The 25,257-nt window shown below is 70.9% G+C and carries 23 protein-coding genes; 15 read left to right on the forward strand and 8 right to left on the reverse strand.

Translation table 11 applies throughout. The features are described 5' to 3' along the window. The first annotated feature begins 62 nt into the window (after window positions 1-62). Complete coding sequence (locus tag CRP55_RS38555; RefSeq protein WP_097326944.1) at window positions 63-584, forward strand: hypothetical protein; 522 nt, start codon at window positions 63-65, stop codon at window positions 582-584. Here the strand turns inward: CRP55_RS38555 and CRP55_RS38560 are convergent. After that, the gene (locus tag CRP55_RS38560) at window positions 556-1,773 is read right to left on the reverse strand and encodes an LOG family protein (protein ID WP_097326945.1); all 1,218 of its coding nucleotides are present in this window, start codon (window positions 1,771-1,773) and stop codon (window positions 556-558) included. The two genes, CRP55_RS38555 and CRP55_RS38560, sit on opposite strands and share 29 nt — an antisense overlap. Window positions 1,774-1,791: 18 nt before the next feature. Between CRP55_RS38560 and CRP55_RS38565 the strand changes: the two genes are divergently transcribed. Both CRP55_RS38565 and CRP55_RS38570 read left to right on the forward strand, forming a co-directional pair. Continuing rightward, a complete protein-coding gene (locus tag CRP55_RS38565) occupies window positions 1,792-2,781 on the forward strand; it encodes an ADP-ribosylglycohydrolase family protein (RefSeq protein WP_245923636.1) in 990 nt (329 codons plus the stop codon). Window positions 2,782-2,867: 86 nt separating this feature from the next. Continuing rightward, window positions 2,868-3,290, forward strand: a complete 423-nt coding sequence (locus CRP55_RS38570; RefSeq protein WP_097326946.1) for a DUF3151 domain-containing protein — start codon at window positions 2,868-2,870, stop codon at window positions 3,288-3,290. 193 nt (window positions 3,291-3,483) lie between these two features. On the opposite strand, the gene CRP55_RS38575 is transcribed toward CRP55_RS38570, so the two are convergent. From CRP55_RS38575 to CRP55_RS38585, 3 genes are all read right to left on the reverse strand, one after another. Continuing rightward, entirely contained in the window at window positions 3,484-5,157 is a 1,674-nt protein-coding gene (locus CRP55_RS38575; protein WP_438865844.1) for a MinD/ParA family ATP-binding protein, read from the reverse strand. Between the two features lie 446 nt (window positions 5,158-5,603). Next, complete coding sequence (locus CRP55_RS38580) at window positions 5,604-6,572, reverse strand: diacylglycerol kinase family protein (RefSeq protein WP_097326947.1); 969 nt, start codon at window positions 6,570-6,572, stop codon at window positions 5,604-5,606. Window position 6,573: 1 nt separating this feature from the next. Next, window positions 6,574-7,866, reverse strand: coding sequence for an adenylosuccinate synthase (locus tag CRP55_RS38585; RefSeq protein WP_097326948.1), 1,293 nt, complete (start codon window positions 7,864-7,866; stop codon window positions 6,574-6,576). A gap of 119 nt (window positions 7,867-7,985) precedes the next feature. Here CRP55_RS38585 and purD point away from each other — a divergent pair, with 119 nt between their 5' ends. Continuing rightward, on the forward strand, window positions 7,986-9,221 hold the full coding sequence (gene purD / locus CRP55_RS38590) for a phosphoribosylamine--glycine ligase (RefSeq protein WP_097326949.1): 1,236 nt from the start codon (window positions 7,986-7,988) through the stop codon (window positions 9,219-9,221). Here purD and CRP55_RS38595 read toward each other — a convergent pair. After that, the gene (locus tag CRP55_RS38595; RefSeq protein WP_097326950.1) at window positions 9,218-9,670 is read right to left on the reverse strand and encodes an SCP2 sterol-binding domain-containing protein; all 453 of its coding nucleotides are present in this window, start codon (window positions 9,668-9,670) and stop codon (window positions 9,218-9,220) included. The genes purD and CRP55_RS38595 overlap by 4 nt on opposite strands. Before the next feature lie 131 nt (window positions 9,671-9,801). Here CRP55_RS38595 and CRP55_RS38600 point away from each other — a divergent pair, with 131 nt between their 5' ends. From CRP55_RS38600 to purL, 6 genes are all read left to right on the forward strand, one after another. After that, entirely contained in the window at window positions 9,802-10,323 is a 522-nt protein-coding gene (locus CRP55_RS38600) for an ArsR/SmtB family transcription factor (protein WP_097326951.1), read from the forward strand. Continuing rightward, on the forward strand, window positions 10,323-11,576 hold the full coding sequence (locus CRP55_RS38605) for an MFS transporter (RefSeq protein ID WP_097326952.1): 1,254 nt from the start codon (window positions 10,323-10,325) through the stop codon (window positions 11,574-11,576). The genes CRP55_RS38600 and CRP55_RS38605 overlap by 1 nt, the downstream gene beginning before the upstream one ends. Further along, window positions 11,573-12,994 carry an adenylosuccinate lyase gene (purB, locus tag CRP55_RS38610; RefSeq protein WP_097326953.1) on the forward strand — a complete coding sequence of 474 codons (1,422 nt, stop codon included), beginning with the start codon at window positions 11,573-11,575 and terminating at the stop codon, window positions 12,992-12,994. The genes CRP55_RS38605 and purB overlap by 4 nt, the downstream gene beginning before the upstream one ends. A gap of 292 nt (window positions 12,995-13,286) precedes the next feature. Beyond that, entirely contained in the window at window positions 13,287-13,544 is a 258-nt protein-coding gene (gene purS, locus CRP55_RS38615; protein ID WP_097326998.1) for a phosphoribosylformylglycinamidine synthase subunit PurS, read from the forward strand. Continuing rightward, window positions 13,541-14,251, forward strand: a complete 711-nt coding sequence (gene purQ / locus CRP55_RS38620; protein WP_097326954.1) for a phosphoribosylformylglycinamidine synthase subunit PurQ — start codon at window positions 13,541-13,543, stop codon at window positions 14,249-14,251. The genes purS and purQ overlap by 4 nt, the downstream gene beginning before the upstream one ends. Continuing rightward, window positions 14,251-16,875, forward strand: a complete 2,625-nt coding sequence (gene purL / locus CRP55_RS38625; RefSeq protein ID WP_097326955.1) for a phosphoribosylformylglycinamidine synthase subunit PurL — start codon at window positions 14,251-14,253, stop codon at window positions 16,873-16,875. The genes purQ and purL overlap by 1 nt, the downstream gene beginning before the upstream one ends. Before the next feature lie 110 nt (window positions 16,876-16,985). Here the strand turns inward: purL and CRP55_RS38630 are convergent, their stop codons facing one another. Further along, complete coding sequence (locus CRP55_RS38630) at window positions 16,986-18,608, reverse strand: carboxypeptidase-like regulatory domain-containing protein (protein WP_179855509.1); 1,623 nt, start codon at window positions 18,606-18,608, stop codon at window positions 16,986-16,988. 267 nt (window positions 18,609-18,875) lie between these two features. On the opposite strand from CRP55_RS38630, the gene CRP55_RS38635 reads away from it, so the two are divergent. The 5 genes from CRP55_RS38635 to amcA all read left to right on the forward strand — a co-directional run bounded on the left by CRP55_RS38635 (window position 18,876) and on the right by amcA (window position 23,518). Beyond that, window positions 18,876-19,247 carry a sterol carrier family protein gene (locus tag CRP55_RS38635; protein WP_097326957.1) on the forward strand — a complete coding sequence of 124 codons (372 nt, stop codon included), beginning with the start codon at window positions 18,876-18,878 and terminating at the stop codon, window positions 19,245-19,247. Between the two features lie 102 nt (window positions 19,248-19,349). Next, window positions 19,350-20,897, forward strand: a complete 1,548-nt coding sequence (gene purF / locus CRP55_RS38640) for an amidophosphoribosyltransferase (protein WP_097326958.1) — start codon at window positions 19,350-19,352, stop codon at window positions 20,895-20,897. A 34-nt stretch (window positions 20,898-20,931) separates the two neighbouring features. Next, complete coding sequence (gene purM / locus CRP55_RS38645) at window positions 20,932-22,065, forward strand: phosphoribosylformylglycinamidine cyclo-ligase (protein ID WP_097326959.1); 1,134 nt, start codon at window positions 20,932-20,934, stop codon at window positions 22,063-22,065. A 138-nt stretch (window positions 22,066-22,203) separates the two neighbouring features. Then, window positions 22,204-23,307 (forward strand): cyclophane-forming radical SAM peptide maturase AmcB, encoded by a 1,104-nt coding sequence (gene amcB / locus CRP55_RS38650; RefSeq protein ID WP_097326960.1) that lies wholly within the window; start codon window positions 22,204-22,206, stop codon window positions 23,305-23,307. Further along, window positions 23,276-23,518, forward strand: a complete 243-nt coding sequence (amcA, locus tag CRP55_RS38655; RefSeq protein ID WP_179855510.1) for a multiple cyclophane-containing RiPP AmcA — start codon at window positions 23,276-23,278, stop codon at window positions 23,516-23,518. The genes amcB and amcA overlap by 32 nt, the downstream gene beginning before the upstream one ends. 119 nt (window positions 23,519-23,637) lie before the next feature. Here the strand turns inward: amcA and CRP55_RS38660 are convergent, their stop codons facing one another. Beyond that, window positions 23,638-23,850, reverse strand: coding sequence for a DUF3073 domain-containing protein (locus CRP55_RS38660; protein WP_097326961.1), 213 nt, complete (start codon window positions 23,848-23,850; stop codon window positions 23,638-23,640). 216 nt (window positions 23,851-24,066) lie between these two features. After that, a complete protein-coding gene (locus CRP55_RS38665) occupies window positions 24,067-25,146 on the reverse strand; it encodes a Glu/Leu/Phe/Val family dehydrogenase (protein ID WP_097326962.1) in 1,080 nt (359 codons plus the stop codon). Window positions 25,147-25,257 lie beyond the last annotated feature (111 nt).

Genomic DNA, 25,257 nt, shown 5'->3' on the forward strand with positions numbered 1-25,257 from the left:
TCCGTTTGCTACCGGGTTACTGAGAGGTATGTATACGATCGTCGTCCCCCCGGAGGTGGATCATGATCGTGCTTGGGATCCAGGGCTACGAGCCCACATGGCACCATGACGCCGAGGCCCTGGCGGCAGTTCACCGGACCAGGTTTGTGCGGCTCATCGGCAAGAAACTGCGATCAAGCTGGCTGATGTGGGACATCGCCGAGCGCGGCTGGTTCGCCGACGGCCCGGTGATCCTCGACTTTGGAGTGACAAGAGTCGAGATAACCCATCGTAAATTCGACGAGTGCGCGATCACCTGGGACCAGATCGATCTGAACCAGCCGATCGACTGGTACGAGCATTTCGACTGGCGCCCCGACCCGCACGCCGCCTTGCGCGCGGCCCGGGGCCAGCGCCTGCGCTCGGTCAACATCATCGAGCTGGTCACGACCGCCGAGTGGCGGCCCCGGGTGCTGCACGCCGTCGAGTTCCTCTTCGAGGAGTCCCGGCTCGCGGTCTACAACGCGATGGACGAGAACGGGCTCACCGACATACCCGAGAAAGACCTTCCGGTCACTAACTGGCGGCGTGTGCACGTGGCGTGAGCGCCTTCATCGCCACGTCCAGCGAGTCGGTGACCACGACCAGATGCGACTGGTCACCGTGCGGGCTCTTCGCCAGCAGCGGGCGCAGCAGCGCCTCGACCGGCAGCTCACGCCAATGGTCGACGCCGAGGAAGACGAACGCGCCCGACGGCCCGTCGGTCTGGTAGAAGGTCTTCGTGGCCGCCTGGAAGATCTCCTGGACGGTGCCCGCCCACCCCGGCGCGAAAACGATGCCGCCCCGGGAGAGCCGCAGGATCGAATCCTCACGGACGGCGTTCGAGAAGTACTTGCCGATCTGACCGGCGAAGAGGTTGGCCGGCTCATGACCGTACAACCACGTGGGCAGGGCCAGGCCGCCGTGCCGCAGCCGCCCGGCCACGTCGGCCACCGCCTTCGGCGGCGCCGGGAACCGCTTGCGGACGGCCAGAGCAGCCGCCGTGTACGGGTCGTGATCGGCGAAGTGCGGCGCCGCCGACAACACGTCGATCGCCGCCATGAGCTGGGGCGCGGGACGAGCCGCGAAGTACGCGCCGAGGTTCGCCGCCTCCATCACGCCCGGCCCGCCGCCGGTCACCACCAGCCGGCCCAGCGACGCCAGCCGCCAGGCCAGCGTCGCCGCCATCCGGTAGGCCTGCGATCCGCGCGGCGCCGCGTGCCCGCCCATGATCCCGACCGCGCCCTCGATGCCACGGCCGTGCACCCAGGCCGCGAGCGCCTTGCCCAGCGCGTTGTCGATGCCGGCGTCGTGCAGCCGCTGCGCGATCGCCTCGCGGATGTCCGGTGACGCGCCGCCGTGAGCCACGAAGTGGTCGTACACCTGGGTGTCGTACATGCCGGCGAAGCCGCCCTCGGCGAAGCCGAACGAAAGGTCCTCGGGCGTGTAGAGGTTGGCCGGGTGGGTCGGATAGGGCCGCGCGTCGAACGGCGGAACCAGGTGGGCGCCGCGCCGGATCAGATCGATCTCGACGTCGTCGCTCGCCAGCCGGCAGCCGATGAACAGCGCGCCCGCCACCTCCACCTCGCTGAGATCGGGCGGGTTCAGATCGAGGCGCAGCCCGAGGATCACGAGGCCGGCCAGGGATCTTTTGGCGAGATGGACGTCGAGCTCGGCCCGCGACTCGATCTCGTTGACCGTGGCGTCGAAGGGAGCGTCGCCGCCGAACACGGACTGAAGGGGATCGCCGACCATGCACGTAGGGTAGCCACCGTGCGAAACGCAGCGGGATCGCTCTTCGGCCTGGCGTACGGTGACGCGCTCGGCAAACCGACCGAATTCCAGGATTACCCGACCATTATCGCGGCGTACGGGGTCAGCGGGCCCCGCGAGCTGACCGGCAATCCGGCGCTGGTCACCGACGACACCCAGATGGCGCTCGCGGTCGGTGAGGCCATCCTGGCGGCGCCGGCCTTCACCGCCCGGGCGCTCGAGCCGGAGCTGCGGCGGGCGTTCCTGGCCTGGGCGGTCAGCCCCGACAACAATCGCGCGCCCGGGATGACCTGCCTGCGGGCCTGTGCCGCGCTGGAGGCGGGCGGTCCGTGGCAGCAGGCGACACAGACCGGGTCGAAGGGCTGCGGGGCCAACATGCGGGTCACGCCGGTCGGCCTGGTCCCCGGACTGACCGACGATCAACGGGCCGGCGCCGCTCAGCTCCAGGCCGGGCTCACGCACGGTCATCCGACGGGCCTGACGTCAAGTGAGCTGACCGCGTACGGGGTCAGGTGGCTCGCCGACGGCATGGCGCCCGGCGACCTGCTCGGCGCGTTGCGGGAGCGCTGCGACAGCCAGCGGAAGGTCTACCACGAGGAGTGGCTGGGGGATCTCTGGCAGCAGCCGGGGGTCGGCTCGCCCGAGGAATTCATCGCCCGTGGCTGGGACGAGACGGCGGCCGCCCTCGACCGGGTCGGCGCCGCGCTGGCGGCGGGGAACTTCTCCGGCGACCCGTGCCTGGCCACCGGCGAAGGCTGGATCGCCGAGGAGGCGCTGGCCACGGCCCTGTACTGCTACCTGATCTCGCCGGAGGAGCCGCTGGCCGTGCTCGGCCGGGGCGCGGCCTCGTCCGGCGACTCCGACTCCATCGCCTGCCTGGCCGGCGCCTTCGCCGGGGCGGCGCTCGGCATGGCGGCGTGGCCCTCGGGCTGGGAGACGAGGATCGAGTACGCGGACCGCCTGAACCGTCTCGCCGGCGGCTGGGACTGAGCCGGGACGCCCGCGTCGGGTGGATCTTTGTCGGCGCGCGGGTGCCCGGAAGGAATGAGGGCGGGGCGGACCGGTTGAATAAGGGCATGCAGAACCTCCTTCCCGAGCCGCCGGCCACCCTGCTGCCCGCCGACGAAGAGGCCGACAAGGCCCTGGCCGAGGCCGCCGAGCGCGGCACCGCCGACGCGTACAAGGCGGTGGCCGCCGCCCACCCGGCGTACAGCGGAGGCTGGGCCGCCCTGGCCGCCGACGCGCTGGCCGCCGGTGAGCCGGTCACCGCGTACGCCTATGCCCGCACCGGATATCACCGCGGCCTCGACGCGCTGCGCCGCAACGGCTGGAAGGGCCACGGCCCGGTCCCGTGGTCGCACGCGCCCAACCAGGGCTTCCTGCGCTGCCTGCACAGCCTGTCCATCGCCGCCGCCGAGATCGGCGAGGCCGACGAGGCCGCCCGCTGCGCCCAGTTCCTGCGCGACAGCGACCCGGCCGCGGCCGACGCCCTGTCCTGAACACCGCGTCCTGATCGGCCGTCCCCTCCCCTCCTCCTTCCGCTCCCTCTTCCCTTCCGCTCCCTCTTCCCTTCCCGCCGCGACAATCCCGACATTCCGGATATTGTCCGGGCGAGGGCGAGGGCGAGGGCGAGGGGCGAAGGGCGAAGGGCGAAGGGCGAAGGGCTGGCCTGATGCCGCTGGTCGGGCAGGGTCAGAGGCCTTCGGCCACCGCGGCGGCGATCTTCAGCCAAGCGTCTCGGGTGTTGCCGGAGAGCTGGCCGTAGCGGAGCGGCTCGCCCGAGTCGATCAGCTTCTCGTAGGGGGCCAGCAGGACCGCGCGGGTGCGGGCGGCGAAGTGGCGCTGGATCGCCGGCAGATCGATGTCCTTGCGGGTGGGCGGCATCGACACGACGCTGATGGCCTGGCGGACCAGGCGCTGGCGGCCGCTCTGCTCCAGATGGTCGAGCATGCGGGCGGCGGTCTCGGCCGAGTCGTTACGGGCCGACATGGTGATCACCAGCTGGTCGGTCGCGTCCATCGCGGCCTGCCAGTTCTGCGCGCGGACGTTGTTCCCGGTGTCCACAAAGATCAGTTTGTAGAACCGGCTCACGATCTCGCGGATCTCGGCGAAGGCGTCCGCGGTGAGCATCTCGCCGGCGGTGGCCGACTCGTCCGAGGCGAGCACGTCGAACATGCCCTCGCCCTGAGCCCTGACATATTGCGACAGGTCGCCCACGCGGCCGTGCGCGCCGCGGAACAGATGCAGGTCGCGCATCATGTCGCGGACCGTACGGGCGTGGAAGTCCTGCTGGGCCCGCATGCCCAGGGTGCCCTGGGTCTCGTTGTTGTCCCAGGCCAGCACGTACCCGCCGCGCTTCTGACCGAAGGTCATGGCCAGAAGCAGCACGGCGACCGTCTTGCCGGCCCCACCCTTGGGGTTGACCACGGTGACCTGGCGCAGCCCACCGAAGTTGCGGCGGACCATCTCGACGTCCTGCTTGCGTTCCACCTCGCGCCGACCCGGCGAGAGCTTGGCCAGCCCGCCGGTGATGTTGTTGACGGCGCCGCGCACGCCCACCTTGGCGATCGGCTCGGGCGGCTTGGCCAGCCGGCGCCGGGCGAACTCCTCAGCGGTCGGCGTGCCGTCCGACACCCACGGCAGATCCTGGAACGGATCGGCCGGCGCCTGGCTGGGCGCCTGCGGGTGCGGCGCCTGCGGATGAGTCTGCACCGGCGGCTGCGGATGCGGCTGCGGCACTCCAGGATGCGGCTGGTACATCGGCGGATGCGGCTGCTGCGGGAACGCCCGCGGATCAACACTGGGCGGATAGGGCCCAGGAGGCGCCGCCGCCTGCGCCCGGTAGTCATGCGCCGCCCGAGAGTCCTGCGCCGGCGCGGCATCGCCTGGCCCGGGCAGCGGGGTGGCGGTGCCGTGTGGTCCGGGCGGCGGGGCGGTGGTGCCGTGTGGCCCGGGCGGCGACGCGGCGGCGCCGTGTGGCCCGGGCGGCGGGGTTGCAACGCCGTGCGGCCCGGGCGGTGAGGAGGTGGCGCGGTGCGGGCCAGGCGCACCCGGCAGTTCGGAGGCGGCGCCGTGCGGGCCAGGCGCACCCGGCAGTGGGGTGGCGGCGCCGTGCGGGCCGGGCGATGAGGTGGCGGCGTCGTGCGGGCCGGGAGGCACGGACGCCGACCCCATCACGGGCGGTGCCGGGTCGGCGGGCGGCGTGGACCGCTGCGGAGGCTGAGACCAGGGCGAATCCGGCGAAGTGTGCACACCGGACTCTTCCTCGTCGAGCTCGCCGTCATCGGAGATGTGCGCCGACGAGCTTGGCGGAGGGGTGGGCGCCGAAGAAGACGCAGCCGAGGAATCCGGCCACGGCGTGGGCATTGAGGAAGAAGGCGCGGCCGAGGGGTCCGGCCAGGGCGCGGGGGCCGGTGAAGAGGGCGGATGGGCCGGCGACGCGGGTGGCTCTGTCTCGGGCCAGGCTCGGGTGGGCTGTGGTTGCACTGGGATGGCGCCGTTCGGGCGCTGGACCGGGACCGGCGCCTGCCCGTGTTGTGCAGCCGGCGGCGGCACCGGGATGGCCGGGGGCGGTGGGACCGGCACCCGGTCGCCGGGGCGGTAGACGCCGGTGGGTGGCACGGGCACCGGTGGCGGTGTGTCGTGGGGGACCGGGCGGCCGTGCACCGGGGCCGCCAGTTCCTCCGCCTCCCACAGCGGCTCGACGTCCCTGTCCGGGGGTGCGTAGACGCGGTCAGCGCCTTCGTCCTCCACCGATGCCACGGATGCAACCCTCCCCGGTTGGTCCCACATTTTCAGCCTCGCACAGACGGTCAGCCCGCGTACACCGCCCAGGCCCCGGCCTCTGTCCACCAGGAACGCTTGCGGTTCATCGACCCCGCCACCCCGTCGTCGAGGAACTGGAGCTCGCCGTCGCGGGGCAGCACCGAGACCGCGCGGCCGCGGGCCCGCCGGACCTCGATGCGGATCTTCGTGCCCTTGAAGCGCTTCTTGACGACCATGGGGACGGCCACCGCGACCTCGACCGTGCCGTCCTCGGCGTTGCCCTCGGCCAGCAGCCGCAGGCCGTCGAACTCGGCGTAGCCCGCGCCGTTGCCGATCGCGCAGGCCAGGATGGGGTCGTCACCGCCGGAGAGGACCGCGTCGTCGACCTCGACGCGGCCGCGCCACGGGAGCGCCCGGCCGTCGTCGTCGACGCCGCCCACCAGGGCACCGTCCACCGTGACCGAGCCACCATCGTTGCGCAGCAGGTCAAGCCGGCGGGTCCGGCCGGACAGGACCGCCTCGGCCACCGCCGACGGCACCCGGGGCAGGCCCAGCTGCGCCGCGAGGTCGGTGGTGTTGGCGACGTCCAGCGGCAGGATCGCGATGGGCGGCAGGTCCGGCACCGTGCGGTCGGCGGCCAGGTCGGCCGGTCGTTTGCTCGGCGGCGGGGCGTACCGGCGTACCAACCGGCGGACGACGGCCCGCAACTGGCCGTCGGTGGCCGAAGCCACCACCAGGCGGACCCGGGACTCCGAGGAGGGCCAGGTCAGGCCGTCGGCGCGGGTCGGGCCGTCGAGGCGCGCGATCACCTCGTCGATCTCGGCGTCGGAGTGTGCCGTGATCATCTCGACCAGGGCGCCGCCGGCCTTCAGCGCGTCGGCGCACTCGCGCACCGGCACGCGCGGGGTGTCGCACGCTTCCTTTTCCAAGACGCCGCAACCGCCGCAGGAAGACCCGCAGGCGCCCGCGTCGGAAGGGGAGCCCTCGGACAGGCTGAGCAGGATGACGTCGTACATCTCAAGCCTCGCTCAGCACCGAGTGACGCTCGATGACCTCTTCGCGGCCCGGGCCGACGCCGACCACCGAGATGCGGGCGCGGACGCGCTCCTCGACGAACTCGACGAAGCGCTGCGCGTCCTTGGGCAGGTCGGCGAAGGTGCGGCAGCCGGAGATGTCCTGTTTCCAGCCGGGCAGCGTCTCGTAGATCGGGACCGCGTGGTGGAAGTCGGACTGGCTGATCGGCATCTCGTCGTGGCGGACGCCGTTGACCTCGTACGCCACGCAGACCGGAATCTCGTCCAGGTCGTCGTAATTGTCCAACTTGGTCAGGACGAAGTCGGTGACCCCGTTGATCCGCTGCGCGTAGCGGGCCATGACCAGGTCGAGCCAGCCGATGCGGCGCGGGCGGCCGGTGGTCGTGCCGTACTCGTGGCCGACCTCGCGCAGGTGGTCGCCGAACTTGTCGTGCAGCTCGGTCGGGAACGGGCCCTCGCCGACGCGCGAGGTGAACGCCTTGAGCACGGCCACCACCCGGTCGATGCGGGTCGGCGGAATGCCGGAGCCGGTGCAGGCGCCGCCGGCCGTCGCGTTCGAGCTGGTCACGAACGGGTAGGTGCCGTGGTCGACGTCGAGCAGGGTGGCCTGGCCGGCCTCGCACAGCACGACCTTGCCCTCGTCGAGCGCCTCGGAGAGCTCGAGAGCGGTGTCACCCACGTACGGCCGGAGACGGTCGACGTAGGACAGCAGCTCCTTGACCACGTCGTCCGGCTTGACCGCCTGACGGTTGTAGATCTTGCTGAGCACCTGGTTTTTAAAGGAGAGCGCGGCCTCGACCTTCTGCCGCAGGATCGACTCGTCGAACAGGTCCTGCACGCGGACGCCGACGCGGTTCATCTTGTCGGCGTAGGTCGGGCCGATGCCGCGGCCGGTCGTGCCGATGCGGCGCGAGCCCAGGAAGCGCTCGGCGACCTTGTCCATCGAGCGGTTGTACGACGGGATGACGTGCGCGTTCGCGCTGATGCGCAGCCGCGACGTGTCGACGCCGCGCGCCTCGAGACCGTCGATCTCCTGGAAGAGGACGGCCAGGTCGACCACGACACCGTTGCCGATCACCGGGATGACGCCCGGGGTCAGGATGCCGCTCGGCAGCAGGTGAAGGGCGTATTTCTCACCCTCGATCACCACGGTGTGGCCGGCGTTGTTGCCGCCGTTGAACTTCACCACGTAGTCGAGCCGGTCGCCCAGCAGGTCAGTGGCCTTGCCCTTGCCCTCGTCGCCCCATTGGGCTCCGACCAACACGATCACCGGCACTTGCGTGACGCCTTCCGTAGAACAGGTCGTACCTGGCAGAGGTCCGGGTACTGCCGAAGTTTACGCGACAGCCCCGCTGTGCGACGTGGGGAAGGAGAGCGCCGGTAGGATCGGCGCCCGTGCGCGTACTTCTGATCGGCTCCGGCGGCCGCGAACATGCCCTCGCCCTCGGCCTCGCCGCCGACCCGTCCGTCGACTTCCTGGCCGCGGCCCCCGGCAACCCGGGCATCGCCCAGGTCGCTGAGCTGCATGAGGTCAAGGCGACCGATCCGGCCGCGGTGGCCGCCCTCGCGGTCGAGCTGGCCGCCGATCTGGTGGTGGTCGGTCCCGAGGCGCCGCTGGTGGCCGGGGTGGCCGACGCGGTCCGCGCCAAGGGCATCGCCTGCTTCGGCCCGAGCGCGGCCGCCGCGCAGCTCGAGGGCTCCAAGGCCTTCGCCAAGGACGTCATGGCCGCGGCCGGCGTTCCCACCGCGGGGTCGTACGCCTGCACGACCGCCGACGAGGTGGCGCGGGCGCTCGACGAGCTCGGTTCGCCGTACGTCGTCAAGAACGACGGTCTCGCCGCCGGCAAGGGCGTCGTGGTGACCGAGGACCGCGAGGTCGCCGAGCGGCACGCGGCCGACTGCGGCACGGTCGTGATCGAGCAGTACCTGTCCGGGCCCGAGGTCTCGCTCTTCGTGGTCACGGACGGCACCGCCGCCGTGCCGCTGATGCCGGCTCAGGACTTCAAGCGGCTCGCCGACGGCGACGAAGGACCCAACACCGGGGGCATGGGCGCGTACGCCCCGCTGGACTGGGCGCCGGACGATCTCGTGGACCGGGTGTTGCGGGAGACGGTCGAGCCGACGCTGGCCGAGATGCGCCGCCGCGGCACGCCGTTCGCCGGTCTGCTCTACGTCGGACTCGCGCTCACGCCCGACGGCCCCAAGGTGATCGAGTTCAACGCGCGCTTCGGCGACCCGGAGACCCAGGTCGTGCTCGCGCTGCTGGAGACGCCGCTGGGTGGGCTGCTCAACGCGGCCGCCACCGGCACGCTGGCCGAGCTGCCGCCGCTGCGCTGGCGCGAGGGCGCCGCGATCACGGTCGTGGTGGCCAGCAAGAACTACCCGGCCACGCCGCGCACGGGCGACGTCATCGAGGGCGCCGAGGTGCCCGGGGTGATCCACGCCGGGACGGCCCGCCGGGACGACGGCGCGCTGATCTCGGCCGGGGGCCGGGTGCTGAGCGTGACCGCTGTCGGCGGCGACCTCAGGGAGGCCCGCGACGCGGCGTACGCGCTCGTCGACGGGATTCGCCTGGACGGCGCCCAGTACCGGACCGATATCGCACTGGGCGCCGTCGAGAAGCGTATTTAAGCCTTCGGGATGTCGAAGAGCTTGGCCACGTTGGCGGCCAGGCCCAGGTCGCCCTTGGCCTTCACCTTGCCGGTCATGAAGAGCATCATCGGGTTGCCGTCGCCCGAGACGACCTTGAGGAACGTGACGGCGTCCATGGTCATCGTCAGCTTCGGGTCGCGGGCCGGCTGGTTGGTGACCGTGCAGGCGCCGTTCTCGATCACCGTCTCGTAGGTGTCGCTCGCGCCGCCGGCGCCGCCCGTGATGACCCAGTGGATCACGGCGGTGGTGCTGCCGGCCTTTTCCGGGCGGAACAGCGTGGGCATCCGGTTGAAGACCTCGTCGAGGATCTTGGTGCGGTTCTCGCCCGCCATGACCTCAGCGATTTTGGAGTCCGGCGTCGACTTGACGAGCTGAGCGAACTCCTTCGGGCCGATCGAGGCGAGCGACTCGGGGTTGAAATCAGTCATCGGTGGACCTTTCGGGATGAGCGGACTACCTACTCGTCAGTAACACTAGCGACCTTGCCGCTTCTCCGTGCAGTGTGCCACTCCCAAAGAACCATTGGACAGTCGGCGTGCCGTTCTCTAAACTCCCCAACATGTCTTTGGGAGATGAGCCGGGGCGAGCGTCGCTGAGGGCGACCGCTCATCCCGTACGGCTGCAGATCATGTCCCTGCTCACCAGTGCCCCGATGACCGCGGCCGAGGTGGCACGGGAGCTGGGCCTGACCCACGCCAACGCCAGCTATCACCTGCGCAACCTGCTCGCCGGCGGCCTCATCGTCCAGGCGGGCGAGGAGAAGATCCGCGGCGGCGTGGCCAAGCGGTACCGCTACGACACCAAGCGCGACCACGCGCCGGAGGAGCCGGAGCAGCGGCGCGCGCTGTTCGCGGCCCTCGGCAGCGAGCTGATCCGCCGCACCGCGTCCGGCCGGTTCGGTGAGAAGAGGAACGGCCTTCTCGGTGACGGCGAGTTCTGGATCGAGCCCGAGACCTGGATCGAGCTGCGATCGAAGTTCGTCGAGCTGGTCGACGAGCTGCATAATGCCGCGCGCCCGCCGCGAACCCCTGGCACTATCCGCACGAGCACGACCGTCGCGATGTTCGAGATGGAGTCCTGATGGGTGCCCTCGCGCCACTGAGACACGGCCCGTTCCGCCTGCTCATCGCCGGGCGGACGATCAACGCCCTGGGCAACTCGTTCGCGACGCTCGCGCTCGCGTTCGCCGTCCTCGACCTCACCGGCTCGACCAGCGACCTCGGCCTCGTGGTCGGCATCCGTACCCTGGTCAACGTCATCTTCCTGCTCTTCGGTGGCGTGCTCGCCGACCGCATGCCCAAACAGGTGCTGATGGTCGGCTCCAGCCTGGCCGCCGCCCTCTCTCAGGGCATCGTGGCCTTCCTCGTGCTCAACGACATGGCGACCGTCCCGCTGCTGATCGTGCTCGGCGCCTTCAACGGCATGGTGGGTGCGCTCGCGCTGCCGGCCAGCTCGTCGATCCTGCCGCAGACCGTGCCGGCCGACATCCGTCAGCAGGCCAACGCCATCAACCGGCTGACCCTCAACTCGGCCGTCATCCTCGGCGCACCGCTGGCCGGCGTGGTCGTCGCCGCCACCAACCCCGGGTGGGGCATCGCCATCGACGCCGTCACCTTCTTCCTCGCCGGGCTGGTCTTCATGGCCCTGCGCACCCTGCCGGCGCCGGAGAAGCCCAAGGACGCGGAGCGGCCCCACATCTTCGCCGACCTGCGGACCGGGTGGACCGAGTTCTGGTCGCGCACCTGGCTGTGGGTCGTGGTGGCCGCCTTCTCGGTGATCAACGCCTGCTGGGCCGGTGGCCTCTACGTGCTCGGGCCCGCCGTCGCCGACGAAACCTTCGGCCGCCGGGCCTGGGGTTTCGTGCTCGCCGCGCAGACCGGCGGCATGATCATCGGCGCTCTGATCGCGATGCGGCTGCGGGTGCGCCGCCTGCTCCTGCTCGGCGCCGCCAGCACGTTCGGCATGGCCCTGCCGCTGCTGCTGCTCGGCCTCTACCCCCAGGTTGTCGTGCTTGTCGTGGGCGCGATCCTGGCCGGCGGGCTGCTCGAGCAGTTCGGCGTGGCCTGGGAGACGACCATGCAGGAGCATGTGCCGGCCGACAAGCTGGCGCGCGTGTACTCGTACGACATGGTCGGGTCCTTCGTGGCCATCCCGATCGGCGAGCTGCTGGTCGGGCCCATCTCCCACGTCGTCGGTGTGGAGGCGACCCTGGTCGGCGCCGGCGTGCTCGTCGTGCTGGCCGTCATCGGGATGCTGGCCAGCCGGGACGTCCGCACGCTGCGTCATGAGCTGCCGGACCGTGATCCCGGGCCCGTGAAAGAATCGGTCGCGTGACCATCCCGAACGTCCTTGCCTCCCGCTACGCCTCCGCCGAGCTCGTCGACCTCTGGTCGCCGGAGGAGAAGATCAGGATGGAGCGCCGGCTCTGGCTCGCCGTCCTGCGCGCCCAGCGTGACCTCGGGGTGTCGGTCCCCGAGGGCGCCGTCGAGGCGTACGAGGCGGTGCTCGACACCGTCGACCTGGCCTCGATCGCCGAGCGCGAGCGGGTCACCCGGCACGACGTGAAGGCGCGGATCGAGGAGTTCAGCGCGCTCGCCGGCTTCGAGCAGATCCACAAGGGCATGACCTCGCGCGATCTGACCGAGAACGTCGAGCAGTTGCAGATCCGGGCGTCGCTCGAGCTGATCCGGGCCCGGATCATCGCCACCCTGGCCCGCCTGGCCGAGCGCGCCGTCGAATACTCCGACCTGGTCATGACCGGCCGCTCGCACAACGTGGCGGCCCAGGCGACCACGCTGGGCAAGCGGTTCGCGTCGGCCGCGCAGGAGCTGCTGATCGCGTACGAGAGGCTCGATGATCTGATCGGCCGTTACCCGCTGCGCGGGATCAAGGGCCCGGTCGGCACCGCGGCCGACCAGCTCGACCTGCTCGACGGCGACTTCGAGGCGCTGGCCGTGCTCGAGCAGCGGGTCGCCGCCCACCTCGGCTTCAACCGGGTGCTCAGCAGCGTCGGCCAGGTCTACCCGCGCTCGCTCGACTTCGACGTCGTCTCGGCGCTGGCCCAGATCGTCGCCGGCCCGTCGTCGCTGGCCACCACGATCCGCCTGATGGTCGGCCAGGAACTGGTCACCGAGGGCTTCAAGCCGGGCCAGGTCGGCTCGTCGGCGATGCCGCACAAGATGAACACGCGCTCCTCCGAGCGGGTCAACGGCCTCGCCGTGATCGTCCGCGGCTACCTGTCGATGGTGGGCGAGCTCGCCGGCGACCAGTGGAACGAGGGCGACGTCTCCTGCTCGGTCGTGCGCCGGGTCGCGCTGCCGGACGCGTTCTTCGCCACCGACGGCCTCTTCCAGACCTTCCTCACCGTGCTCGACGAGTTCGGCGCCTACCCGGCCGTGATCGCCCGTGAGCTCGACCGCTTCCTGCCGTTCCTGGCCACCACCAAGATCCTGGTGGCCGCGGTCCGCAAGGGCGTGGGCCGCGAGGTCGCCCACGAGGTGATCAAGGAGCACGCGGTGGCGGTGGCGCTGGCCATGCGGGAGAAGGGCGCGAGCGTCAACGACCTGTTCGACCGGCTCGCCGACGACGGCCGCCTCCAGCTGAGCCGGGGTGAGATCGACGCTCTGGTGGCCGACCGGGCCGCCTTTGTGGGCGCCGCGCCGTCGCAGGTGCGCTTCGTGGTCGACCGTGTCGCGACCATCGTCGCGGCCCACCCGGAAGCGGCGAAATACGCGCCCGCGCCGATCCTCTGAGTCTGCCGCCGGGGCGTGGCGGAGCTCGACCGTCGCGCCACACCCCAGCGGAACACTGACGTTAGGGTGCGCCGGCCCGGCCGCCAAGACTCAGTTGCCACCTATCACGGTGTGATGACCGTCGCGCCGGTAGTGGATAAATTGAAGCTTTGATCGTTCGAGTGGCTGAGATCACCGCCGAAACAGCCTGCTCAGCCTGGTCGGGGTCGCGTGCGCGACACCGGCCGACACGCCCGCCACGTGGATCGCAAGGTAGGCTCCACGTGCTTACACCTATCAGTCAGGAGTGCCCGTGGCTCGCGTCGTGGTCGACGTCATGCTCAAGCCGGAGATCCTCGACCCGCAGGGCCAGGCGGTCGCGAACGCGCTGCCCCGGCTCGGCGTCACCGATGTCTCCTCCGTCCGGATCGGGCGGCGGATCGAGATCGAGTTCGCCGGCGAACCCGACCTGGACCGGGCTCGGGAGATCGCTGACAAGCTGCTCGCCAACCCGGTGATCGAAGACTTCTCGATCAAGGTCGAGGACGACGCGAAGGCCGAGGTCGCCTGACCATGCGCATCGGTGTGGTCACCTTCCCGGGTTCGCTGGACGACGGGGACGCGGCCCGCGCCGTGCGCCTCGCCGGCGCCGACGCCGTCCGCCTCTGGCACGGCGACGCCGACCTGCACGGCGTCGACGCCGTGGTGCTGCCCGGCGGCTTCTCCTACGGCGACGCCCTGCGCTGCGGCGCGATCGCCCGGTTCGCCCCGGTGATGGAGTCGCTCATCGACGCCGCCCGCGGCGGCCTGCCGGTGCTCGGCATCTGCAACGGCTTCCAGATCCTCTGCGAGGCCCACCTGCTGCCCGGCGCGCTGACCCGCAACCAGCACCTGCACTTCCGCAACCGCGACCAGTGGCTCCGCGTCGAGTCGGCGGACACTGCCTGGACCAACTCGTTCGAGACCGGTCAGGAGATCCTGATCCCGGTCAAGAACGGCGAGGGCTGCTACGTCGCCGACCAGCGGACGCTGGACGCGCTCGAGGCCGAGGGACGGGTGGTCGCGCGGTACATCCGTGGCAACCCGAACGGCTCGCAGCGCGACATCGCCGCGGTCACGAACGAGGCCGGCAATGTCGTCGGCATCATGCCGCATCCGGAACACGCGGTGGAGGCGCTGACCGGTCCGTCGCTCGACGGCCTCGGCTTCTTCACCTCGGTCCTGCGGGCCCTGGCCGGGGCGTCCGCGGGGGCTTCGCACGCAGGGGGACACCAGTAATGACCACGCAGCCGGAGACGGCAGCGCCGAACCAGAAGCCGACCGGCTTTGCCGCGACGGACGTGCTGGTCAACGAGTTCGACGGCGGCCCCGACACGGTGCACCGGGCGTTCCAGACGCCCGACGAGCTGCAGCCGCACACGGAGCTGGGCCTCAAGGACGACGAGTACGAGCGCATCCGGCAGATCCTCGGCCGGCGGCCGACGGCGTCCGAGCTGGCGATGTACTCGATCATGTGGAGCGAGCACTGCTCGTACAAGTCGAGCAAGGTGCACCTGCGCCAGTTCGGCGAGAAGGCTCCGCGCAGCGACCGCATGCTCGCCGGCATCGGTGAGAACGCGGGCGTCGTGCAGATCTCCGACGACATCGCGGTGACCTTCAAGGTCGAGTCGCACAACCACCCGAGCTTCGTGGAGCCCTACCAGGGCGCCGCGACCGGCGTGGGCGGCATCGTCCGCGACATCCTCGCCATGGGCGCCCGCCCGATCGCGGTGATGGACCCGCTGCGCTTCGGCGCCGCCGACCACCCCGACACCGCCCGGGTGCTGCCCGGCGTGGTCGCCGGCATCGGCGGCTACGGCAACTGCCTGGGCCTGCCCAACATCGGCGGCGAGATCGTCTTCGACCCGACGTACCAGGGCAACCCGCTGGTGAACGCGCTGAGCATCGGCGTGCTGCCGGTCGAGCGCCTCCAGCACAAGGAGGCGACCGGCGTCGGCAACATCGTCGTGCTGCTCGGCGCCCGCACGGGCCGCGACGGCATCGGCGGCGTCTCCGTGCTCGCCTCGGCCACGTTCGACGAGGAGGCCGAGCAGCGCCGCCCGTCGGTGCAGGTCGGCGACCCGTTCATGGAGAAACTGCTCATCGAGAGCTGCCTCGAGCTCTACGACGCCGGCCTCGTGGCCGGCATCCAGGACCTCGGCGGCGCCGGCCTGACCTGCGCGCTCACCGAGACCGCGGCCGCGGCCGGCACCGGCATGCGCGTCTGGCTGGAGCGGGTGCCGCTGCGCGAGGCGTCGATGTCGCCGACCGAGATCCTGGCCAGCGAGTCGCAGGAGCGCATGCTCCTGATCGTCACGCCGGAAAACCTCGACAAGGTGCTCGCCGTCGCCGAGAAGTGGGGCGTCTGGGCCACCGCGATCGGCGAGGTCACCCCGGCCGGCGAGGACGGCTCACCGGGCCGGCTCGTCATCACCTGGAACGACCACGTCGTGGTGGACGTGCCGCCCGGCTCGCTCGCCGACGACGGCCCGGTCTACGCCCGCCCGATCCGTGAGCCCGCCGACCTGATCCTGCTTCAGGCGGACAAGGCCGAGACGCTGCTCCGCCCGTCCACGGGCGAGGAGCTGCGCGAGACCGTCCTGCGGATGGCCGGCTCGCCGAACCTCTGCGACAAGACCTGGGTCACCGAGCAGTACGACCGGTACGTGCTCGGCAACACGGTGCTGGCCCAGCCCGAGGACTCGGGCGTGCTGCGCATCGACGAGCGCACCGGCCTCGGTGTCGCACTGTCGGTCGACGGCAACGGCCGGTTCGCCCGCCTCGACCCGTACGAGGGCGCGAAGCTGGCCCTGGCCGAGGCGTACCGCAACGTCGCGGTGACCGGCGCCGAGCCGGTGGCCGTGACCGACTGCCTCAACTTCGGCTCACCCGAGGACCCGGCCGTCATGTGGCAGTTCGCCGAGGCCGTGCGCGGCCTGGCCGACGGCTGCCAGCTGCTGGGCACCCCGGTGACCGGCGGCAACGTCAGCTTCTACAACCAGACCGGCGCGGCCGCGATCCACCCGACCCCGGTGGTCGGCGTGCTCGGCGTCTTCGACGACGTGGCCCGGCGGATCCCGATGGGCTTCCCGGCCGCCACCGGCGACGGCGACCTGCTCTTCCTGCTCGGCGAGACGTCGGCGGAGCTCTCCGGCTCCGAGTGGGCGTGGGTCACCCACGGCCACCTCGGCGGCCGCCCGCCGAAGGTCGACCTGGAGCACGAGCAGCGCCTCGGTGTGCTGATGGCCCGCTCCTCCCAGGCCGGTCACGTCGCCGCGGCGCACGACCTCTCCGACGGTGGCCTCTCGCAGGTCCTGGTGGAGAGCACGCTGCGCCGCAACGTGGGCGCCCGCATCACGCTGCCCGAGGACGGCAACACGGCGTTCGTGCAGCTGTTCAGCGAGTCGTCCGGCCGGGCCCTGGTCGCGGTGCCCCGCGGGCGTGACAAGGCGTTCGTCGCCCTGGCCGCCGAGCTCGGCATCGCCTGCGTCCAGATCGGCGTCACCACGGCCGAGCCGGTGCTCGAGGTGAGCGGCCAGTTCAGCATCCCGCTGGACGAGCTGCGCGAGGCGCACACGGCGACGCTGCCCGCCCTGTTCGGCGGCGCGGCCGAGCTGGCCAACCGGCACGGCGACCCCGAGCACGCGGCCGACCCGTCCGCTCCGGCGCGACCGGACCGCGGCGACGAGGTCCTCGTGACGGCCGCGGCCGGCGCGGCGATGGAGTCGGCCGCCCCGATCGAGGCGGACGGCATTCCGGCGGCGTCGGTGGCCGAGGTCAAGGAGCCGGTTCCGGCCGAGGGCACCTCGGTGACGCTTGAGCTCACCGAGCCCAAGCCGGGCGGCCCGATCGACCCCGCCTGACGGATCCAAAAAGAAGGCCGGTCCTCCGCGGAGGACCGGCCTTCTTTCATCGCAGGAACGAATTCGGCCCCGCACCTTCACTGAGGTGCGGGGCCGATTCTTCGCTGAGATCAGTAGCGGCGCTGACCGCGCTGGTCGTAGTCGTCCTGGTCGTAGCCGCCGTTGTACTGCTGGGTGTGACCGCCGTACTGCTGGCCGCCGCCCTGCTGCTGCGGCGGGGGATAGCCGCCGTTGTCATGCTCGTCCCAGCCGCCCTGCTGCTGGCCTTGGTCGTAACCGGCATAGCCGCCGTTGTCGTGCTCGTCCCAGCCGCCCTGCTGCTGACCGCCGTACTGCTGCTGGCCACCCTGGTCGTAACCGCCGTAGCCCGCGGCGTCGTCCTCGGGACGGTAGAAGCCGGTCGGCTCGCTGTAGCCGCCGTAGCCGCCGTTGTCCGCCGGCTGCCCGCCGCCGTACTGCTGGGTCCCGCCGCCGTACTGCTGGGTCCCGCCGCCGTACTGCTGCGTGCCGCCACCGTATTGCTGCGTGCCGCCGCCGTACTGCTGGGTGCCCCCGCCGTACTGCTGCGTGCCGCCCGGCTGGGGTTCGTCCCAGCCGCCGGCGCCGACGTAGCCGCCCTGGGGCGGGACCGGAGCGCCGTACGGGTCGGGGAACTCGTCCTCGACCGCGGGCACCGGGCGCTGGAGCATGGTCGGCGCGTCGGCCATGCCGGGCGCCTGCGCGATCATGGTGGCGTCGTTGGCCCGGCCACCGCCGACCGGCGCCGCCACCCGGGTCGCGTCGTTGAAGCGGCCCTGGCTCGGCGGGACGGCGCCACCCGGCGGCGACATGCCGGTCGGGTCGTCGTCACCGTCGGACGGGTTGTTCTTGCGGCGCATCCAGACCAGCACGATCGCGCCGATGCCGGCCGCGACGAGCAGGACGCCGATGATGATGTAGAGCCAGGAGCTTCCGCTGTCCTCGCTCGCGGCCGCGTTGTTGGCCGGTGCGCCCTCTTCCACGGTCTCCGTGGTCGCCGGCTGCTCCTCGGCCGCGGACTCCTCGGTAGTCGGCGTCGGGCTGGCCGACGCGGACGCCGAGGCCGACGGCGAGGCGGACGGCGTCTCCACGACGTTCGACTCGAGGATGATGTTCTTGGACACCCGGCCGCCGGCGCTGCCGGTGACCGTGACCGTGATCGGCTTGAAGTCCTGCTTCGCCGCCCCGAGAGTCAGCGCGCCGACCGCGATCGGCCTGCTGTCGGTCGAGGAGAACGAGAACGCGCCGCCGCTGCCCGAGGTCGTCTCGAACGTCGCCCCGGCGCTGTCGCGCAGGCCCACCGTGGCGCCCGAGACGCCCTTGCCGTCCTGGTCACGGACCTTGCCCGAGACCTGGCGGACGGTCTGTGGCTTGTCCGGGCCCTTGACGGTGATGGTCGCGGTGGCGCTGTCGGAGTCACCGTTGATCGAGGCGGTGATGCGCACCTGCACCTGGCGGGTCTCGCCGGCGTTCACGTTGGGCGCGGTGAGACGCGCGTTGAACGTACGGTCACCGCCCGCGTCGATCTGCGTCACACCCGAGCAGTCGCCGGAGCAGCTGATGCCGGTGACCTGATAGGCGACCGTGGCCCGGTTGGGGTTGCCGCCGCCCGGCTCGCCCTCGCCGGGCTGCTCGGCCTCGGGGGCGGCGATGCTGTACTGCATGTTCAGCTGGCCGCCGGTGAGGACCTCGGTCTGCAGGTTGGTGATCTCCACTTGGGGAGGGTCGGCCAACGCCGCCACAGGCGCTACGAATAGGCTGCCTGCGACCACAGCCAGTAACGCACCGCCCTGCAATGCCCGGGCTAGTAGGTGCGTCGTCACCATCCACCGCCTTCCGGTCGCACGGTCTCCCGGCTGCTCTTCAGGTGCCGGTTACATCCCGCGACTAAAACACCGTCGGCCACTATGCCTTGTCACACGTCCATCGCGCGACCCAGGGCCGCGTACCAATCTCGGCGGCGCGGGTCGTATCGTCCCGACATGTCCGCTGCGAAGAATAATTCCGAGTCCGTGATCCGGGCGTTGGACGCGCTGGACCGCGGCGCCGAACCGGAGAGAACGGTGCTGCGTGACGCAGTGCGAGCGCTGCTGACCGAGTTGTCCCGCCGTGCGCCTGGCCGTTCGGTGGAGGTGCGAATTCCGCCTTTCGGTGCGATTCAGTGTGTTCCAGGTCCCAGGCACACACGCGGCACACCGCCCAATGTGGTCGAAGCCGATCCCGTCACCTGGGTGCTCGTGGCCACGCAGCGTGTGAGCTGGGCGGATGCGGTGCGTGACGGACGGCTGCGGGCGAGCGGTATCCGTACGGACCTGAGTGAATACCTTCCGTTGACCGGCGCGACTGCCGATTGACAGCCCGAGCCGTGGCCCCTCCCCTCGCGTACACTGGGCGGTCGGGAGCGGAGCGGTGGACCCCCACTCACGTTCGAGCAGATCAGCATGAGGGAGCGACAGGTGCCCCGAGGCGACGGCCGGTTGACCGACGATCTCGACCCCCAGGAGCGCGGCCCCCAGGATGCCTGCGGCGTCTTCGGCGTCTGGGCCCCCGAGGAAGAGGTCGCCAAACTCACCTACTTCGGGCTCTTCGCTCTGCAGCACCGCGGCCAGGAGGCCGCCGGCATCGCTGTGAGTGACGGCTCCGGTGTGGTGGTCTACAAGGATCTGGGCCTCGTGTCGCAGGTCTTCGACGAGCCGACGCTGGCCAGCCTGCGCGGCCACCTCGCGATCGGTCACACCCGCTACTCCACGACCGGCGGGTCGAACTGGGAGAACGCGCAGCCCACGATCCGCGCCACCACGGCCGGCACGACGATCGCGCTGGCACACAACGGCAACCTGGTCAACACGGCCGAGCTGGCCCGCGAGGTCGCCGAGCGCGGCCTCGAGGCCGACATGGCCACCTCCGACACCGCCCTGGTGACCACCCTGCTGGCCAGCCGCCCCGACCTGTCGGTCGAGGCCGCGGCGCTCGAGGTGCTGCCGGGCCTGCGGGGCGCGTTCAGCTTCGTCTTCATGGACGAGAACACGCTGTACGCGGCCCGGGACCCCCAGGGTGTGCGCCCGCTGGTGCTGGGCCGGATGGAGCGCGGCTGGGTCGTGGCCAGCGAGACCGCCGCCCTCGACATCGTCGGCGCGAGCTTCGTCCGTGAGGTCGAGCCGGGCGAGATGCTCGCGGTCGACGAGCACGGCCTGCGCTCCACGCGGTTCGCCTCGCCCGAGCCCAAGGGCTGCCTTTTCGAATACGTCTACCTGGCCCGGCCCGACACCACGATCGCCGGCCGCAACGTCTACTCGGCCCGCGTCGAGATCGGCCGTCGCCTGGCCAAGGAATATCCGGTCGAGGCCGACCTGGTCATCCCGGTGCCCGAGTCGGGCACCCCGGCCGCGATCGGCTACGCCGAGGCCTCCGGCATCCCGTACAGCGCCGGCCTGACCAAGAACGCGTACGTCGGCCGGACCTTCATCCAGCCGTCGCAGACCATCCGCCAGCTCGGCATCCGCCTGAAGCTGAACCCGCTGCGCGAGGTGGTGCGCGGCAAGCGCCTGGTCGTCGTCGACGACTCGATCGTGCGCGGCAACACCCAGCGCGCCCTGGTGCGCATGCTGCGCGAGGCGGGCGCCCTCGAGGTGCACGTGCGCATCTCGTCGCCGCCGGTGAAATGGCCGTGTTTCTACGGCATCGACTTCGCCACCCGGGCCGAGCTCGTCGCCAACGGCCTGGAGATCGATGGCATCCGCCGCTCGATCGGCGCCGACTCCCTGGGTTATGTTTCCCTGGACGGCCTGGTGCAGGCGACCGAGCAGCCGAAGTCGCGCCTCTGCATGGCGTGCTTCGACGGCGAATACCCGATCGAGCTCCCGGCCGGCAACCTGATCGGCAAGCATGTGCTCGAGGGTGTCGGCAGGCGGGCGTCGATGCCGTCCGCGACCGACGAGGCCGCGACCGCGGCGGTGGCGGAGCTCGAGACCGAGTACGAGACCGCCGTCTCGCACCACCAGTGACTTTGATGTACCAAGCAGCTCTAAGGGGAGAACCGTGACGCACGTGTCCGAGCGCAACAACGCCGGGTCCAACCAGCCGTGGACGGCCGGTGCTGGACGCGGCGGTGCTCGCAAGCGCACGTCCACCTACGCGGACGCCGGCGTCTCGATCGAGGCCGGCGACCGCGCGGTCGAGCTGCTCAAGTCCAAGGTCAAAAAGACCACGCGGCCCGAAGTGATCGGTGACCTCGGCGGGTTCTCCGGCCTGTTCCGGCTCAACACCCAGAAATACAAGAGCCCGATCCTGGCCTCGTCGACCGACGGCGTCGGCACCAAGCTGGTGATTGCGCAGCAGCTCGACATCCACGACACGATCGGCATCGACCTGGTCGCCATGGTCGTCGACGACCTGGTCGCCTGCGGCGCCGAGCCGCTGTTCCTGCTCGACTACATCGCCTGCGGCGAGGTCGTCCCGGACAAGGTGGCCGAGATCGGCGCCGGCATCGCCGACGGCTGCCGCTACGCGGGCTGCGCCCTGCTCGGCGGCGAGACCGCTGAGCACCCCGGCGTGCTGCGCCCGGACGAGTACGACGTGTCCGCCACCGGCGTCGGCGTGGTGGAGGAGAGCGAGATCCTCGGCCGTGAGCGGGTCGAGGTCGGCGACGCGGTCATCGCGATGCGCTCCTCCGGCCTGCACTCCAACGGCTACTCGCTGGTGCGTCACGTGCTGCTCGGTGCGGGCCGCATGCGGCTCGACTCGGTGGTCGACGACTTCGGCACCCAGCGGACCCTCGGCGAGGAGCTGCTGACCCCGACCAAGATCTACGCCAAGGACTGCCTGGGCCTGATCGAGGAAACCGACGTCCGCGCGTTCTCGCACGTGACCGGCGGCGGCATCCCCGGCAACCTGAACCGCGTCCTGCCCGGGAACGCCGATGCGGTGGTCGACCGCTCGACCTGGCGCCCGCAGCCCATCTTCGACCTCATCCAGGCCAAGGGCCGCATCGAGGACCACGAGATGGAGGCCACGTTCAACATGGGCGTCGGCATGTTCGCGATCGTCTCGTCCGACGACGCCGACCGCGCCATGGCCTACCTGACCGGCCGCGGTGTCGAGGCCTGGCAGGTCGGCGAGGTCATCGAGGGCACCGGCGAGGTGCAGATGATGGGGCAGTACACCCGCGGCTGACGCCGAGCGTGAAGACGAACGTGAAATGATCCGCGTGTGTCGATGTCGGGCACATGCGGATCTTTCGTGTTCGGGGTGGACTGTAAGGCCTAGCCTGGCGTGGTCGGGGGGTGAGTTGTGGCGGACAGATGGAGTGGCATGCGCGGTATCGCGCCCGTGCCGACCTACGTCGTCATGCAGCCCACCACGCTCTGCAACCTCGACTGCTCCTACTGTTACCTGCCGTTCCGCGCGGCCGACAAGCGCATGCCGGTCGAGGTGGCCCAGGCCGTGGCCACGGCGGTCGAGCCCTGGGCGGCCGGCGGCCGGTTCTCGGTGGTCTGGCACGGCGGTGAGCCGCTCGCCGCGGGCCGGGAGCATTTCGCCGCCCTGATCGCCCCGTTCGGCCCGGCGGTCGAGCATCATGTGCAGACCAACGCCACCCTGATCGACGACGCCTGGTGCGAGTTCTTCGCCGAGCACGAGGTGCGCGTCAGCGTCAGCGTGGACGGCCCGCAGGCGCGCAACGCCGAGCGGGTGACCCGGGGCGGCCGCCCGGCGTACGACCGGATCATGCGGGGCGTCGAAGCGCTGCGACGCCACGGCATCCCGTTCTCGGCGCTGTGCGTGGTCGGCGATCCGCGGCCGGGCGTGGCGGCCGAGCTCTACGACTATTTCCTCGGCCTGGGCTGCGACGTCCTCGGCATCAACGTCGAAGAGCTGGAGGGGGTCAACACTCGGACCAACGGCCACGACGCGGCTCAGGTGACGGCCTTCTGGTCCGAGCTGGTGTCGGCCTGGCGCCGTGACCCCCGGATTCACCTGCGCGAGGTGGAGTGGTCGCTGCGTTACGTGGCCGCGGTCCTCGACGGCACCGCCGACGAGCTGCTGCCGCGCCGGCTCGACCCCATCCCGACGATCGCCCACGACGGCTCGGTCGTGCTGCTCTCGCCCGAGCTGGCCGGCTTCTCCGACCCCCGATACGGCGACTTCACCAGCGGAAACGTCCTGAGCGCCCCGCTGGGCGACATTCTGGCCGGCGCCGAGGGGTCACCCTGGATCGCCGAGTTCCTGCGGGGCGTGGAGTCCTGCCGCGCGACCTGTCCCTACTTCGGTTTCTGCGGGGGCGCCCACGCGGCCAACCGCTACTTCGAGCACGGCCGGTTCGACACCACCGAGACCGACCACTGCCGGAACAGCAAGATTCGCCTACTGGAGGGAGTGCTGGACCATGCCCGAGATCATGAACCCACGGCTGTCTGAGGCTCAGCTGTCGGACGACGCGGGGAACGATCCGGTGACGGCACGGGTGCGAGACACCCGGGCCGGGTTGGCGGCCCTCATCGCCGAGGCGGAGGAGGCTCGCAGGCAGCGCGCGGAGAGTACGTCGGAGGACGGCGGCTCGGCGGTCTGCGCCTGGAACCACTTCGAGAACATCCCGACGTTCTACAACTGGAACAACCGGCCTCGGTGAGGCCGTTCCTCAGCCCACGCGGGCTGGCACCCGCGTGGGCTCAGTGTTGAACCGTAGGAATGTGACCACGACACACGGAAGCACGCGGTCAGCCGCGTGCTCTGTGCAATACGGGTCAGTCAGCGCCTTGTAGGCGACCAGGTGTCCTGGTCGTCGTCAGCATCGTCCTCGTCATCATCGACGAACTCATCGTTGTCGTCGTCGAAGTGACGGTCGGACTGGCGTGTTCCCGCCAGTTCGCGCTGCAAGGCGGTGAGGTCGGTGTTCGGGGAGTGGTATTTCAACTCCCGGGCCACCTTCGTCTGCTTGGCCTTAGCACGGCCGCGCCCCATGGCTCGACCCCCTCGCACAGAATTCGGGGCAGCCCGAAGGCGGGCCCCGATGACGTCAGGCATCTCTCGTGGGTCTTACGGTACATGGACGATGCCTTGTTTGGCACCTCGGGTTGCCTGTGACACTGCCGCGCGTCGCGGTTTTCCGTCCCGGAACGCGCGGCAGGCACGAAACCGCTCCCGTTTCGACCGGATCGCCCGGTCAGGAGCCGGGTTCTAGCTCAGGTAGATGGACCGGAGCCGGCCGACCTCGGCCATCCGCTGCTCGGCCAGCCGGTCGGCCGCGACCGCGGGCGAGACGCCCTCGGAGTCGGCCAGCTGCAGGATCCGGCGGGTCGTCTCGAAAATCCCCGTGGCGCGCAGCTTGGCCCGCTCGAAGTTGAAGCCCTCGATCTCGTCGGCCACCTGGATCACGCCGCCGGCGTTCACCAGGTAGTCGGGCGTGTAGAGGATGCCCCGTTCGGCAAGCGTCTTCTCGATGCCGGGGTGGGCCAGCTGGTTGTTGGCGCCGCCGGTGACGACCTTGGCCCGCAGCGCGGACACGGTGTCGTCGTCCAGGGCGCCGCCCAGCGCGCACGGGGCGTACACGTCGAGGTCGCTGGTGATCAGGGCCTGGGTGTCGGCCACGAGCTCGATCTGGGGATAGGTGGTGCGGGCCCAGCTCAGGGCGGCCTCGTTCACGTCGGTGGCGATGACCGCGGCGCCGTCCTCGATGAGGTGACCGGCCAGATATTTGCCGACCTTGCCGAGGCCGGCGATGCCGACCGTGCGCCCGGCCAGTGTGGGACGGCCCCACGCGTGCTCGGCCGCGGCCCGCATGCCCTGGAAGACGCCCCAGGCGGTGAGGATCGAGGAGTCGCCGGCGCCGCCGTGCTCCAGGCTGCGCCCGGTCACATATGTGGTCTCGCGGGCGATGACGTCCATGTCCGGCACGTAGGTGCCGACGTCGCAGGCCGTGTAGTAGCGGCCGTGCAGCGACTCGACGAAGCGCCCGTACGCCCGCAGGAGACCCTCGGACTTGGCGCGGGCCGGGTCGCCCCAGATGACCGCCTTGCCCCCGCCCAGGTCGAGACCGGCGAGAGCGTTCTTGTACGCCATACCGCGGGAGAGCTTCAACACGTCCGCGAGCGCGTCCGCCTCACTCTCGTACGGATAGAACCGGGTGCCACCGAGCGCCGGCCCGAGAGCCGTCGAGTAGATCCCGATGATCGCCTTGAGGCCGGTCTGCCTGTCCTGGCAGAAGACGACCTGTTCGTGACCGCTGGCGTCGGTGCCGTCGGTGTCGAACACGCCCATGGCTGTTCTCCTGATTCTTCTGTTGTGGCCCTCGTGGGACCGGGTGTCCCGGCGGGGGTGTGCCGGACATCTGCGAGCCTAATCGTGCCGCCCCCGTCGGGATTACGTCCG

The organism is Paractinoplanes atraurantiacus, from assembly GCF_900215205.1.
Lineage (GTDB): Bacteria > Actinomycetota > Actinomycetes > Mycobacteriales > Micromonosporaceae > Actinoplanes > Actinoplanes atraurantiacus.